We start from the raw sequence: 13532 nt of genomic DNA, 5'->3' as shown, positions 1-13532 counted from the left end.
GGCAGCAAGCCCGAGAGAAGCCGGCAGCACCCCCAAGAGAACCCCAAGAGAAAGACGCACATGCAACCCCTCCGCGACATCACCGTCGTCTCGCTCGAGCAGGCCATCGCCGCTCCGTACGCCACCCGACAGCTCGCCGACCTCGGCGCCCGCGTGATCAAGGTGGAGCGTCCCGGCACCGGCGACTTCGCCCGCGCCTACGACACCCGTGTGCGCGGACTCAGCTCCCACTTCGTGTGGGTCAACCGCAACAAGGAGTCGCTCACCCTCGACATCAAGGACCCCCGGGGGATGGACGCCCTGCGCCGACTCCTCGCCGACGCCGACGTCTTCGTGCAGAACCTGGCGCCCGGCGCGGCCGAGCGGGCCGGCCTCGGCTGGGACGAACTGCACGCCGCCCACCCGGAGTTGATCGTCTGCGACATCTCCGGCTACGGCACTCCCGGCCCGTACGCCACGGCGAAGGCGTACGACCTGATGGTGCAGAGCGAATCCGGGCTGCTGTCGGTGACCGGTACCGCCGAGGAGATGGCGAAGGTCGGCATCTCCGTGTCCGACATCGCCGCCGGGATGTACGCCTACAGCGCGATCCTCGCCGCCCTGTTGGAGCGTGGCCGCACCGGCGAGGGTGTCCATGTCGACGTATCGATGCTTGAAGCCACGGTGGAGTGGCTGGGCTTCCCTCTGTACTACGCGTACGACGGCGCCGAGCCGCCGCCGCGCGCGGGCGCGGCGCACGCGACCATCTATCCGTACGGTCCCTTCACCGCAGGGGACGGCAAGGTCGTCATGATGTGCATCCAGAACGAGCGCGAGTGGGCGGCCTTCTGCGAGCGCTTCCTGCTGCGCCCGGAGCTGACGACGCACCCGGACTACGCAGGCAACGCCGCCCGCAACGCACACCGCGAGGCACTGGGCGCGATCATCGCGGCACGGTTCGCGGAGCTCACTGCCGCCGAGGCCGTCGAGCTGCTGGCCGCCGTCCCGGTGGCACACGCCCGGGTCAACTCGCTGGCCGAGGTGTGGGAGCACCCGCAGCTGACCGCCCGCGGCCGCTGGCACCAGGTGGAGACCCCGGCAGGACCGATCCCCGCGCTGGCCCCGCCGGGACTGGTCGACGACACCCCACGCATGGACCCGGTGCCCGGCGTCGGCGAGCACACCCGGGCCATCCTCGCCGAAGCGGGCCTGACGGACGCCGAGATCGACGAACTCACCAGCCGGGGTGCCGCATGACCGCCGACTCGGTGAACCCACTGGAAACGGCGGTGAGTTGGCTGTTCGTGCCGGCCTCCCGCCCTGACCGGTTCGCGAAGGCGGCCGCCAGCGGCGCCGACGCCGTCATCATCGACCTGGAGGACGCCGTCGCTGCGGACGACAAGGCGACCGCCCGTGACCACTTGCGCGCAGCCTGGCCTCGGGACGCCGACGTGCCGGTGGCGGTACGGGTCAACGGCCCCCGAACCGCCGAGTTCGCGGACGACCTCGCCGCCTGCCGGACCCTGTCGCCCGCGGCTGTCGTGCTGCCCAAGACCGAGTCGGCGGCGCAGGTGCGTGAGGCGGCCGCAGCTAGCGGAGTCCGCGTACTCCCGTTGATCGAGACCGCGCGAGGGCTGGTCAACCTCGACGGCATCACCGCCGAACCCGCCTCCGTGAGGCTGCTCTTCGGCAGCATCGACCTCGCCCTCGACCTGGGCGTGTCCGACGACCGGGCGCTGGACACGGCCCGAGCCGACCTCGTCCGCTGGTCGGCGGCGGACGGACGGCCCGCACCCGTGGACGGAGTCACCACGGCCGTCCGTGACGCGGATGCCGTCACCCGGGCGGCCGCTCGCGCCCGAGCCTGGGGCTTCGGCGGAAAACTCTGCATCCACCCTGCGCAACTCCCGCACGTGCGGGCGGCCTTCGCGCCCACCGAGGACGAGCTGAACTGGGCCCGGCGCGTGCTCGACGCAGGCCACGACGCGGCGACGACCGTGGACGGTGAGATGATCGACCGGCCTGTCGTCGAACGAGCCCGCCGCATCCTCCACCAGGTCGAGCCCGCCGCACGGCACGCAACGTCATAGGCCAGCACCCCAGAGCGGGAACCCGAGCGGGAATCAGGGCAGGAACCCGAGCCGGAACCCGAGCGGGAATCAGAGCAGGAAGGCGGCCGCGAACCCCACCGTGGACATCGCCCAGCTACGCGACTTCATCGCCGTCGTCGACGCCGGTAGCCTGTCCCGGGCCGCCGGCGTGCTGCATGTGTCGCAGCCCGCGATCAGCCAGCGCATGGCCCAACTCGAAGCACACCTTGGCGTCCGGCTCCTCGACCGCGGCCCGCGCGGCGTACGGCCGACGTCCCAGGGCCGGACGCTCTACCGGGACGCGCAGCAACTGGTGCGGCAGTTCGACCGCCTCGCGCAGGACATCACCGGCGGCCGGCAGCCGGTCCACGGCCCGGTCGCGATCGGCCTGCCCACCACGGTGACCGCGCCGCTCGCCCCCGCCCTGTTCTCCTGGGTGCGCGCCCACTACCCGGGCATCCACCTGCAGCTCTTCGAGTCGATGAGCGGCTACGTCCACGAGCTGCTGCTCGCAGGCCGCCTCGATCTGGCAGCGGTGTTCCGCGAGGACGACGCGCCACGCTCGGCCGAACTCCCGCTCTACTCGGAGGAGTTGTACCTGATCGGTCACCCTGACCCCGCTCCGGAAAGACCGGACGAGGTGTCCCTGCACGACCTGCGGCAGGTGCCGCTGGTGACGCCGGGCGCGCGCAGCAACCTGCGGGCCCTGGTGGACCGGGCGTTCGCCGCCCACGGGCTGGTGCCCAGGAACGTCGGCGACGTGGAATCCCTCGGCACGCTGATCCGTATCGCGGAGAGCGGCGAGGCCTGCACGATCCTGCCGCGCTCGGTGGTCGCGGTCCACGGCGCCCAGCACCGCATCGGCGTCCGCCGCATCATCGACCCCGCGCTGCGCCGCCACATCGCGGTACGCACGGCCACCGACAGCTATGAGCCACGAGACACCGTGGTGGCGGTCCGCCGCGGCATCGTCGAGGTCACCAGGGAACTGGCCGACACGGGCCGGTGGCCGGGCATCCGCCTGGCCTGACCGGGTGCACAGTGATTCACCTAACCAGTGCACGGTGATTCATAGGTGCCATTGCGGGTTACCTGATCTTGGGCCCCGCCCACCGCGTGCGGGGCTCGGAAACCGAGGGGAAGCTGGAGTGTGTGGTGGGTCGAATGCGGAATGTCGGAGCGTGGCTGGGACGGGCGTGGGGGTCGGCGGGGCATGAACGCCACACCGTCCTTCTGGTCGTCAAGCGTGTGGTGGCGGCGACCCTGGCGTGGTGGATCGCGTACGACCTGATGAACGCGACGTCGCCGGCGTTCGCACCCTTCTCCGCGGTGCTGACGATGAACGTCACGCTGCACACGTCGGTGTGGCAGACGCTGCGGTACGTGGCGGCGGTCGTCGTGGGAGTGGCCGTACAGGCGGCGATCGGGTTCACGGCCGGACCGGACCTGCTCGCTTTCGCGGTCGTCGCCATCATTGCGCTGGTTCTGAGCCAGTGGCCGGCGCTGGGTGAACAGCGGTCCCAGGTCTCCACAGCGGCGTTCTTCGCGTTCTCCACCTACGCGGCGGCCACGACGAGCACCGACGGGGCGCGTCAGTTGGGGCAGATCATCGTCCTGGTCCTGATCGGCTGTGGGGTGGGTCTGGTCGTGAACCTGTGCATCGCGCCGCCGCTGCGCTACCGCAGCGCCGAGCAGGGGCTGCACGTCCTGGCGGCCGAGATGGAGTCGTTGCTGGGTGATCTGGCCGACGGCCTCAGCGAGGGTGACGTGGACGCCGATCGGGCGGCGCAGTGGCGTCGGGCGGGGGAGCGGGCGCAGGATGCGGTGGGCCAGGCCCGGGCAGGGCTGCACACGGCGGAGAACAGTCTGCCCTTCAACCCGCGGCGGTTGCTGCCGGCCCATCGCAGCTACCTGGATTTCGGCTGCTTTCGCCAGGTCCTGAGCGCGATGGAACGGGCTGTCCACCAACTTGCCTCGCTCACCCGGAGCCTGGACCAGTGGCGTGAGACGGAGAACACCTACACCTACGCCCCGGCCTTCAAGGCGTACGCCGACTTCGCCCTCCGCCTGCGAGACATCGCCCATGTCATCACCGAACTCGACATCGACACGCTCACCGAACAGGCCCAGGAGATGCTGGATGCGGCCGGCGTGGCGCAAGAGGCACTGCAACAGGTCATGGACACGGCGGACCGATACGACCTGCCACTGGCCGACGTCTCCCGCCCGTACGGCGTCCTCATCGTCGAAGCCACGCGACTGATGGAGGAGTTGCAGAACACCTGCGATGTCCTGCGCGAGGCCGCCGACGCCTGAGTGACAACGGCGGTCATCAGTGAAGAAGGCCGACCGGTTGTCATCGAACGTCGATGATCAGTAGGTTCATGTCGGCAATCCGGACCTGGGATGTTCGACCTGAGGCAGGAGCGGTGACGGTGGCGGTGCGGGCGGTGCCTCTGGTGGGTGGGCCGGTGGAATTCCGGGGTGCGCTGGATCTGGAGACCACGAAGGCGGGGCTGATGCCGCGCCGGTTGCCCGCCTGGACCACGGAGCAGTACCAGGACCCAACGGTCTATGGAGTGACCGTGATGCCTTCGGGGGTGCGGCTGGTGTTCCGCACCGATGCCACTGAGCTGGAGCTCGAGGTACTCACCTCGACAGGACAGCTCGAGACCGATCCCGAGCCGCGCCCGACCGGGATGCTGGATCTCGTGGTGGACGGCGCCCCGGCCGGACGCCGTCAGACCCCGGTGGGCAATGTGATGCGGATGGCGGGCCCCGGGGCCGAGCAGCAACTGATCGCGGGCGAGCCGGGGACCGTACGGTTCACCGGGCTGGCGGCCGGCATGAAGAACGTCGAGCTGTGGCTGCCGCAGCAGACCCCCACGGAACTGGTGGCACTGCGCGCCGACGGTGAGGTGCTGGCGCCGCTGCCGGACGGACGCCGCCGGTGGGTGCACCACGGCAGTTCCATCAGCCACTGCATCGAGGCCGACGGCCCGACCGGCACCTGGCCGGTGGTGGCGGCCGCGCTCGGCGGGGTGGAGGTGATCAACCTCAGCCAGGCGGGCAACGCGATGCTCGACCCGTACGTCGCCCGGACGATCCGCGACATACCCGCCGACCTGATCAGCCTCAAGGTCGGCATCAACATCGTGAGCCAGGCAGCCTTCCGAACGCGGACGTTCGGCCCGGCGGTCCACGGATTCCTGGACACGATCCGCGACGGCCACCCGGACACCCCGCTCCTGCTGATGTCCCCGGTGAGCTGCCCCGCCTTCGAAGAGACCCCCGGCCCGACCACGATGGGACCGGACGGGAAGATCAAAGCCCTGGGCGACCCGGGAGATGTCGCCACCGGTGCGCTGTCCCTGACCGTGGTCCGCGCCGAGCTGGCCCGGATCGTGGAGGCCCGCAGGTCACACGACCCCCACCTCTACTACCTCGACGGCCGCGAACTGCTCGGCCCGGACGAGGTGGACGACCTGGCCGACGGCCTCCACCCCACAGCTGCCGCATACCGCCGGATGGGCAAGCACTTCGCCGACCATGTCTTCGCGAGCGACGGGCCGTTCGGCTGAGCGTGGCTGCTCCATCGAAGGCGTGAGCCGATTCAGGGTCCCGCCTGCCGGTCCATCGCCAGCCAGACGCAGTCGCGGGTCATCGGTGTCTCGGTGACGCGGACACCCGTGGCATCGCGCAGTGCGTTGGCGAAGGCAGGGGCCACCGGGTTGAAGGGGCTCTCGCTCATCGACTTCGCTCCGAGCGGGCCGATGGCGTCGGTCGTCTCCATGAAGTGGACCTCGGTGCGTGGCACGTCGGCGTACTGCGGAAGGCGGTAGCGGCGGAAGGCGGCGGTGGTCACCTTGCCGTGTTCGTCGAGGCGTACGGTCTCGAAGAGGGTGGCGCCGAGCGCCTGGGCGACTCCGCCCTCGATCTGGCCGCGGCACTGCAACGGGTTCATGACCTTGCCGGCGTCGGCGGCGTGCACGCTGCGCAGGATCTTCATCTCGCCGGTGTTCGGGTCCACGGCGACCTTGAACCACTGGGCGTTGAACGCGACGGACCGCGGGGTGCCGCCCCAGTGGCCGTCGGCCGTGATCTCGCTCTGCGTCCCGGTGGCAAGGGCCGCCTCGTACAGTTCCTTCAACGTGACGGTGCGGCCCGCGCAGTCGACCGCCTCCGCGCCGAGCGTGCACAGGTGCCGGGCCACTCCTGTGTGCCGGGCCGCGAGCGTCTGCAGGCGCCCGGCGAGGGACTCCGCGGCGAGCATGACCGCCTTGCCGGCCACGACGGTGCCGGCCGAGCCGAAGGCGCCGGTGTCGTGGCGGACCACGTCGGTGTCGGACTGGCGGATCGCCAGGCGGTCGACCGTGGTGTTGAGGGCGCCCGCGGTGATCTGCTTGTGGACGGTGGTGGTGCCGTTGCCGAACTCGGCGGTGCCGACGGCGATGTCGTACGTGCCGTCCGCGAGGAGACCGACGGTCGCGTCGGCGTAGTGGCCGCCGGGCGGGGTGGTGGCGATCATCGCCATGGCCGTGCCCTGACCGGTGAGCCAGCCCGGCGGTGCCTCCTCGCCGCTGGTGTCCTCCGCGATGGCCCTGCGCACGATGCCCAGGCACTGGGTGAGGCCGTAGGAGGCGATGTGCAGGTCCTCCTCCTCGCCGATCGGGGTGATCATGCGGTCGCCGGGGCCGATGATGTTCTTCTCGCGGAAGGCGAGGGGATCCATGTCCAGTTGCCGGGCCAGCTCGTCCATGGCGGACTCGACGGCGAAGGTGACCTGCCCGAGTCCATAGCCACGGAAGGCGCCCGCGGGCACGCCGTTGGTGTAGACGGAGTAGGCGTCGACCTTCTTGTGCGGGGCGCGGTAGACGGCGAAGGACTCGCCGACGCTGTGGAACATGACGGCGGGGCCGTGGTTGCCGTAGGCGCCGGTGTTGGAGACGACGCGCATCTGGAGCGCGGTGAGCGTGCCGTCGGCGCGGGCTCCGGCCTTGACGGCGATGGTGAAGGGGTGGCGGGTGGTGGCACCGTAGAACTGCTCGGCGCGTGTGTACTCGAGCTTGACGGGGCGGCGCAGCTTGAGCGCGGCGAGGGTGACGATGTCCTCGGTCAGCATCTCCTGCTTGCCGCCGAAACCACCGCCGACCCGGCCGGCGACGACACGGACCTCGTCCTCCGGAAGCCCGTAGAGGGCGCAGAGCGCGCGGCGGGTCAGGAACGGGGTCTGGGTGCTGGAGCGTACGGTGAGCCGTTCGCCGGTGCCGTCGTCCTTCGGCTCGAAGTAGGCGACGCAGCCGTGGGTTTCGAGGCTGGCGTGCTGGACGCGCTGGGTGCGGAAGGTGTCCTCGTAGACGACCGCGGCCTCGGCGAATCCGTCCGCCACCGAGCCGATCTCGCCGTGCACCTCACCGGCCACGTTGTTCTCGACACGGGCGATCCGTGCCTCGGGGCCCTTGCCGGCGTGGATGACCGGTGCGCCGTCACGCATGGCGTCCTCGGGGTCGGTGACGTACGGGAGTTGCTCGTACGTCACCTCGATGCGGCGGCAGCCTTCCTCGGCCGCCTGTTCGCTGTCGGCGACGACGGCGGCGACGCGCTGGCCGACGTAGCGGACCGTGTCGTCCAGGACGCGGGTGTCGTCGGGGTCCTCGGTGGGGCGCTCGTGCCGGGCGCTGGAGTACAGGGTGGCGGGCGCGTCCTCGTGCGTGAGGACGGCGCGCACGCCGGGGACGCGGAGGGCGTCGGAGGTGTCGACGGCGAGGATGCGGGCGTGCGGATGCGGGGAGCGCAGCAGCTTCATGTGGAGAAGCCCGGGGACCTCGACGTCGAAGGTGTAGCGGGCGGTGCCCGTGACGATCTGGGGGCCGGCCGGAGCGCCGAGGCTCTTGCCCACCGCCTCGCCGGCACACGGGCGTTCGGTGTGCCGCACCCCGCGTACGGCGTCCTCGATGGCCCGATAACCCGTGCAGCGGCAGATGTTGCCCTTGAAGGCCCTGGGTAGATCGTCCAGTTTGCCGTCGTCGTGTGCTGATCCCCGCTCCTGTTCGAGGGCAGCCGTGGTCATCAGGAATCCGGCGGTGCAGAAACCGCACTGGAAGCCCTGCGCATCGAGGAACTTCTGCTGTACGGGGTGGAGTTCGCCGTCGGACCGGGCGAGGCCCTCCACCGTGGTGACGGATCGGCCCTCCGCGCGGACGGCGGGGTACAGGCAGCTGTGCACGGGTTCACCGTCGACATGGACGGTGCAGGCGCCGCAGTCCCCGGCGTCGCAGCCCTTCTTCACTCCGAACCAGCCGCGCTCGCGCAGGTAGGTACGCAGGCACTGGCCGGGTCGTGGCTCGGCATCGAAGGGCTGGTCGTTGACGTTGATGCTGTAGCTCATCGCACACCGTCCCGCGTGATGCCTTGCGTGAGTTCCTGGCGGATCTGTTCGGCCAGGTGGAAGGCCATGTGGCGGCGCCATTCGGGCAGTCCGTGGATGTCGTCGAACCAGTCGGCGTCGCCGATCGCCGACGTGAGGGCCTCGCGCAGCTCACGCCGGCCGGGCGGCAGCGCGAACCAGAGCCGGAACGGCCGTACGGTGGCGGCGGTGACGGTCACCGCCAGCGAACCGTCCACCGGATCCAGTGCGCCGATCACGAGGGCTCCCGAGCGCCCGAGGCCGTAGAGCGACGCCTGTCGGAACGCGGTGCGGCAGCGCAGCGAGCGGCCGGGAATCGTCACCGAGCGCAGCAACTCGCCCTCGGCGAGCACCTTTTGGCCTGCTCCGGTGACGAAGTCGGCGGTCCGCACCCGCCGCCGAGACCCGTCCTGCGCCTGGAGCAGGCACGCGCCGTCGAGCGCCGCGGTCAAGGAGATCATCGGTCCTGCGGGCAGGGCGTTGCACAGGTTGCCGCCGACGGTCGCCATGTTCCAGATCTTGAACGAGGCGAGGAAGGCGCGGCAGCACTGCTCGAAAAGGGGTGCGGCCGGAGCGTCGAGCGAGCGCCCGAACCGGGACAGGCGCGCGATCGTGCACGTGGCCGCGATCTCCAACGAGCCGTCGGGCGGCGTCTGTAGTGGCTCCCAGCCCATCCGGCCCAGGTCGATCAGGCGCCGCAGGTGTGGTTGCGGCTCCGAGAAGAGGTACGTCCCGCCGCCGAGCCAGGCGTCGCCCGGCCGCCAGGGCTCGCGCAGACGTGCGTCGCGCACGTCGAGAACCGTGTTCAGATCCATGTCCCCACCAGCGTCGGCCTGTGTTCCGCGCTCCAGTGAAGTTGGTGCGGCCTGCGAAAACGACTGGTGCGCGGCACGAAAACCACCGCCGGAACCTCCCGTGATTTGGTGAATCAACCAAGAGGCTTTCTCCTTTTGGGACCTCGCATTTACGATGACTCAGGTCGCATTCGCCTAGCGAATGCAAGATGTCGGGAGAACGGGCCCGGCGGCCGCACTAGGAGCCAGCACATGCACGTCGGAGACCTCCTCGAGATCGACGATCTCGACCTCACCCTCCTCCGGGGCGGCCACGAGCTGCTCGGTCGCGAGATCAGCGGAGTCACCGCGACCGATCTGGACGACCCCACGCGTTTCCTCCAGCGCGGGGACGTCGTGCTCAGCGGCCTGGTGTGGTGGAACGCGTCGGACTCCCGGGCCCGCACCGAACGCTTCGTCTCCGCGCTCGCCCGGTCCGGGGCAACGGCGCTGCTCGCGGGGGAGGAGACCCACGGGTCCGTCCCGGTCGACGTGGTCAACTCCTGTGAGGTGCACGGCATAGCGCTCCTCGCCGTGCCGGCGCACACCAACTTCCGGGCCATCACCGAGGCCGTCTACCGTCGCAAGTGGAGCGACCTCAGCCGCCGCCCCGCGCCTCACTTCGCCCTGCCCGAGCACGTACGGGCCGCCCTCACCCGTCTCCTCTCCGCCGGTTCCTCGGCCAGTGACCTCCTGGCCTGCGCGCTCGCCCCGTTCGGCTCCCCGCCGGCCTACGTCCTCACCGCCACCGGCCGCACGATCGCCCGCACCCCGTCGGCGCCCGAACTACCCGCCGCACAGGCGGTCCGGAGCCTGCGCGGCCCGGACGGCGAGACGCTGAGCATCCCCGTAGAGAGCACGCCCTACGACACCTGGTACCTCCACCTCCCACAGGCCGACGGAGCGCCACCCCGTGCGCTGCGCGAGACGGCCGAGGTACTCGGACAGCACCGTCACGATCGTGCCCGCAGGGACGCGTCCACGCGCGGGAGCGAGCAGGAGCTCATCGGTCTGGTCGACCGGGCCGACCTCGTCACCGGAGAGCCCACGAGCGCTCTGGCCTCCCATGGGCCGCTCGCCGACGGACCCTGGCGGGTCATCGCCGCGAGCGCCGGCGACCGACTCGCGGCCCACGACGCCGAACAGGCCCTGCGGGAGGCCCTGCTGCATCTGCCGTCCACCGACTTCGCGACCGGAACGAGTGCGAACGGGGAGGCGGTCGCTGTCGTACGACACGGTGGCGACGAACCCTTCTCGCTGAGCGAGCCCTGGGCCCTGCTGCACGGCTGCCGCCCCGACACCCCGCTGTACGCAGGAGTCAGCACCCTCACCACCCGGCCCACGGCCCTGCACGCCGCGCTCACCCAGGCCAGGTTCTCCCTGGTAGCGGCCCGGCACCGATCCCCTGACGTCGGTCACGTGTCCCTGGCCGAGAGCCTGACGTCCCTGGAGGCGCTGCTCGCCGGTGTCCCCGCCGACGTACGCACCGTCTTCAACGCGCAGGCACTCGGGCCGCTCGCCGACGGCGGCACAGCTTCACATGCCATGCTGCTGGAGACCCTGAAGGTCTTCCTCGCCCACAACTGCTCCTGGGCGCGCACGGCCGAAGCGCTGCACCTGCACGTCAACACCGTCCACTACCGCATCGGCCGCGTCGAGGCGCTCACCGGACGGGACCTGTCCCGCCTCGACCACAAACTCGACCTGCACGCCGCGCTCCTGAGCCGCTGAGGAGGCACAGGGTCCGACGTCCGGGCGTAGGGGGAACCGTGCTGCGACAACTGGAATACCTGGTCGCGCTGGCCCGGGAGCGGCACTTCGCGCGGGCGGCCGCCGCCTGCTTCGTCTCGCAGCCCTCGCTCTCCGCCGGCATCCGGAAACTGGAGGCCGAACTCGGGGTGCCCGTCATCCGGCGCGGAAACCGCTACCAGGGCCTCACACCGGAAGGCGAACACGTCCTCGTCTGGGCGCACCGCGTGCTCGCCGAACGTGAGGCGCTGGTACAGGAACTTGCGGCCCTGCGCGGCGAGTTGACCGGAACGCTGCGGCTGGGGGCCATCCCGACCGCCCTCACGGTCACCTCGCTGCTCAGCGCGCCGTTCTGCGAACGGCACCCGGACGCGAAGGTGAGCCTGGAGTCCCTGTCCTCGCGCGACATCAGCCGCCGCCTCACCGACTTCGAGATCGACGCCGCACTCACCTACCTGGACGACGACGCGCTGCGCGACATGCACCGACTGCCGCTGTACGAGGAGCGGTACGTACTGCTCACCCCGTCCGCCGGCCCCTACGGCGCACGCGCCGAGGTGCGCTGGTCGCAGGCGGCCACCCTGCCCCTGTGTCTGCTCGCGCCCCGCATGCGCAACCGCCGCATCCTGGACGAGAACTTCGCCGCCGACGGCGCGCACGCCGCCCCCGCCGTGGAATCGGACACGGTCGCCGGGCTGTACGCGCACCTCGCCACCGGCCGGTGGTCCAGCGTCATTTCGCACTCCTGGCTGCACATGTTCGGCACCCCGCCCGGCATGCGCGTGGTGCGCCTGGCAGGACCGGCCCGCGGCCCGCGCGTCGGCCTCGCCGTCGTCGCGCAGAACCCCCAACCGCCCATGGTCCGCGCCCTGTTCGCGGTCGCCCGGGAGGCCGGCGTGCGCGACGCGCTGGATGCCCTGCTCCACACCCACCTGGACTGATAGCCAACGGCTCACCGGAGATAGAAGAGTTCACTTTGACCGCACAGGCGCCGGACGCGGACTGTGAGGAACGACCCCGCACGTCCACCCTCCCCGCGAGGAGCCGTGATCATGGCCAAGGTGCTCTGCGTCCTGTACGACGACCCCACCGACGGACACCCGACGTGTTACGCACGGGATGACCTGCCCCGCATCGACTCCTACCCCGGCGGCCAGTCGGCGCCCACGCCCCAGGGCGCCGACTTCACCCCCGGCCACCTGCTGGGCAGCGTGTCGGGCGAACTGGGCCTGCGCAGCTTCCTGGAGAGCCGCGGCCACATCCTGGTGGTCACCTCCGACAAGGACGGCGCCGACTCGGTCTTCGACCGGGAACTGCCCGACGCGGACGTGGTCATCTCCCAGCCCTTCTGGCCGGCCTACTTGAGTGCCGAGCGCATCGCGGCAGCCAAGAACCTCAAGCTCGCCGTCACCGCCGGCATCGGCTCCGACCACGTCGACCTCGATGCGGCCATCGCGCACGGCGTGACCGTCGCCGAGGTGACGTACTCCAACAGCATCAGCGTCGCCGAACACGTGGTGATGATGACGCTCTCCCTCGTGCGCAACTACCTCCCCTCGCACCAAGTGGTCCTGGACGGCGGCTGGAATATCGCCGACTGCGTCGCCCGCTCCTACGACCTGGAAGGCATGCACGTCGGAACCGTCGCCGCGGGCCGCATCGGCACCGCGGTGCTGCGCCGCCTCGCCCCCTTCGACGTGAAGCTGCACTACACCGACCGTCACCGCCTGCCCAAGGGCGTCGAGGACGAACTCGGCCTGACCTTCCACGAGTCGGCCGCCGACATGGTCCCGCACTGCGACGTCGTGACCATCAACGCACCGCTCCACCCCGAGACGGAGCACCTCTTCGACGCGAAGCTGCTCGCCACCATGAAGCGCGGCGCCTACCTCATCAACACCGCGCGCGCGAGGATCGCCGACCAGGCCGCCGTCCAGAACGCCCTGGAGAGCGGCCAGTTGGCCGGGTACGCGGGCGACGTGTGGTTCCCGCAGCCGGCGCCCGCCGATCACCCCTGGCGCACCATGCCCCACCACGGCATGACCCCGCACATCTCCGGCTCCACCCTCTCCGCCCAGGCCCGCTACGCCGCCGGCAGCCGCGAGATCCTGGAGGCCTGGCTCGACGGCACGCCCGTCCGTGACGAGTACCTGATCGTCTCCGGTGGGAACCTGGCCGGAGCCGGCGCCCACTCCTACGCCGTCAACACCAAGAAGTCCGACCAGTAGGGCGCACCGGCACCGCCACCTGCTCCGGCGTCAAGCCCGGGCCGCGTCCCCGCGCGGCGCGGGCGTCTCTTCGTGGGCGTAGCGAAGCCCGGACCGGGCCTCGCCGATGGGGTGGTAGCCGCGTGACTCCCAGAAGTCGAGCCGGTCGCCGGACCGCTGGCGCAATGCAGGTCCGCCGGCGCAATGTCCCGCGGCAGGCCGGTCAGGCCCGGATCGTTCCAGCGCGCCTCACGCCCGTCGGCCGTCG

11 protein-coding genes are annotated in these 13532 nt (G+C 70.8%); 8 read left to right on the top strand and 3 right to left on the bottom strand.

Translation table 11 applies throughout. The features are described 5' to 3' along the window. Positions 1 to 60 precede the first annotated feature (60 nt). The 5 genes from OHA73_RS02440 to OHA73_RS02420 all read left to right on the top strand — a co-directional run bounded on the left by OHA73_RS02440 (position 61) and on the right by OHA73_RS02420 (position 5650). Positions 61 to 1236, top strand: coding sequence for a CaiB/BaiF CoA transferase family protein (locus OHA73_RS02440; RefSeq protein WP_327653996.1), 1176 nt, complete (start codon positions 61 to 63; stop codon positions 1234 to 1236). Continuing rightward, complete coding sequence (locus OHA73_RS02435; RefSeq protein ID WP_327653995.1) at positions 1233 to 2069, top strand: HpcH/HpaI aldolase/citrate lyase family protein; 837 nt, start codon at positions 1233 to 1235, stop codon at positions 2067 to 2069. The genes OHA73_RS02440 and OHA73_RS02435 overlap by 4 nt, the downstream gene beginning before the upstream one ends. Before the next feature lie 100 nt (positions 2070 to 2169). Next, positions 2170 to 3099: a LysR substrate-binding domain-containing protein gene (locus tag OHA73_RS02430; RefSeq protein ID WP_266717817.1), complete on the top strand. Its 930-nt coding sequence runs from the start codon at positions 2170 to 2172 to the stop codon at positions 3097 to 3099. A gap of 134 nt (positions 3100 to 3233) precedes the next feature. Then, positions 3234 to 4385, top strand: a complete 1152-nt coding sequence (locus OHA73_RS02425) for an FUSC family protein (RefSeq protein WP_327653994.1) — start codon at positions 3234 to 3236, stop codon at positions 4383 to 4385. A 155-nt stretch (positions 4386 to 4540) separates the two neighbouring features. Next, positions 4541 to 5650 (top strand): GDSL-type esterase/lipase family protein, encoded by a 1110-nt coding sequence (locus tag OHA73_RS02420; RefSeq protein WP_327653993.1) that lies wholly within the window; start codon positions 4541 to 4543, stop codon positions 5648 to 5650. Between the two features lie 32 nt (positions 5651 to 5682). On the opposite strand, the gene OHA73_RS02415 is transcribed toward OHA73_RS02420, so the two are convergent. Beyond that, positions 5683 to 8457, bottom strand: a complete 2775-nt coding sequence (locus tag OHA73_RS02415) for a molybdopterin-dependent oxidoreductase (protein WP_267072349.1) — start codon at positions 8455 to 8457, stop codon at positions 5683 to 5685. After that, positions 8454 to 9290 (bottom strand): FAD binding domain-containing protein, encoded by an 837-nt coding sequence (locus OHA73_RS02410; protein WP_267072350.1) that lies wholly within the window; start codon positions 9288 to 9290, stop codon positions 8454 to 8456. Before OHA73_RS02410 ends, OHA73_RS02415 begins: the two co-directional genes overlap by 4 nt. Positions 9291 to 9521: 231 nt before the next feature. Between OHA73_RS02410 and OHA73_RS02405 the strand changes: the two genes are divergently transcribed. From OHA73_RS02405 to OHA73_RS02395, 3 genes are all read left to right on the top strand, one after another. Then, the gene (locus tag OHA73_RS02405) at positions 9522 to 11039 is read left to right on the top strand and encodes a PucR family transcriptional regulator (protein ID WP_267072351.1); all 1518 of its coding nucleotides are present in this window, start codon (positions 9522 to 9524) and stop codon (positions 11037 to 11039) included. Between the two features lie 38 nt (positions 11040 to 11077). After that, entirely contained in the window at positions 11078 to 11998 is a 921-nt protein-coding gene (locus tag OHA73_RS02400) for a LysR family transcriptional regulator (RefSeq protein ID WP_267072352.1), read from the top strand. 111 nt (positions 11999 to 12109) lie between these two features. Continuing rightward, positions 12110 to 13285 carry an NAD-dependent formate dehydrogenase gene (locus tag OHA73_RS02395; protein WP_267072353.1) on the top strand — a complete coding sequence of 392 codons (1176 nt, stop codon included), beginning with the start codon at positions 12110 to 12112 and terminating at the stop codon, positions 13283 to 13285. Positions 13286 to 13315: 30 nt separating this feature from the next. Here OHA73_RS02395 and OHA73_RS02390 read toward each other — a convergent pair whose 3' ends face one another. Next, complete coding sequence (locus OHA73_RS02390) at positions 13316 to 13450, bottom strand: hypothetical protein (RefSeq protein ID WP_267072354.1); 135 nt, start codon at positions 13448 to 13450, stop codon at positions 13316 to 13318. Positions 13451 to 13532 lie beyond the last annotated feature (82 nt).

This window comes from Streptomyces sp. NBC_00483, assembly GCF_036013745.1.
Taxonomy (GTDB): Bacteria; Actinomycetota; Actinomycetes; order Streptomycetales; family Streptomycetaceae; genus Streptomyces.
The sequence above is the reverse complement of the archived record's forward strand: the minus strand, read 5'-3'. Positions and strand labels throughout refer to the sequence as shown.

Coding starts and splice junctions, on each gene's coding strand:
- OHA73_RS02435 (WP_327653995.1), top strand. CDS start 1,233: ATGACCGCCGACTCGGTGAACCCACTGGAAACGGCGGTGAGTTGGCTG.
- OHA73_RS02410 (WP_267072350.1), bottom strand. CDS start 9,290: ATGGATCTGAACACGGTTCTCGACGTGCGCGACGCACGTCTGCGCGAG.
- OHA73_RS02405 (WP_267072351.1), top strand. CDS start 9,522: ATGCACGTCGGAGACCTCCTCGAGATCGACGATCTCGACCTCACCCTC.
- OHA73_RS02395 (WP_267072353.1), top strand. CDS start 12,110: ATGGCCAAGGTGCTCTGCGTCCTGTACGACGACCCCACCGACGGACAC.
- OHA73_RS02440 (WP_327653996.1), top strand. CDS start 61: ATGCAACCCCTCCGCGACATCACCGTCGTCTCGCTCGAGCAGGCCATC.
- OHA73_RS02415 (WP_267072349.1), bottom strand. CDS start 8,457: ATGAGCTACAGCATCAACGTCAACGACCAGCCCTTCGATGCCGAGCCA.
- OHA73_RS02425 (WP_327653994.1), top strand. CDS start 3,234: ATGCGGAATGTCGGAGCGTGGCTGGGACGGGCGTGGGGGTCGGCGGGG.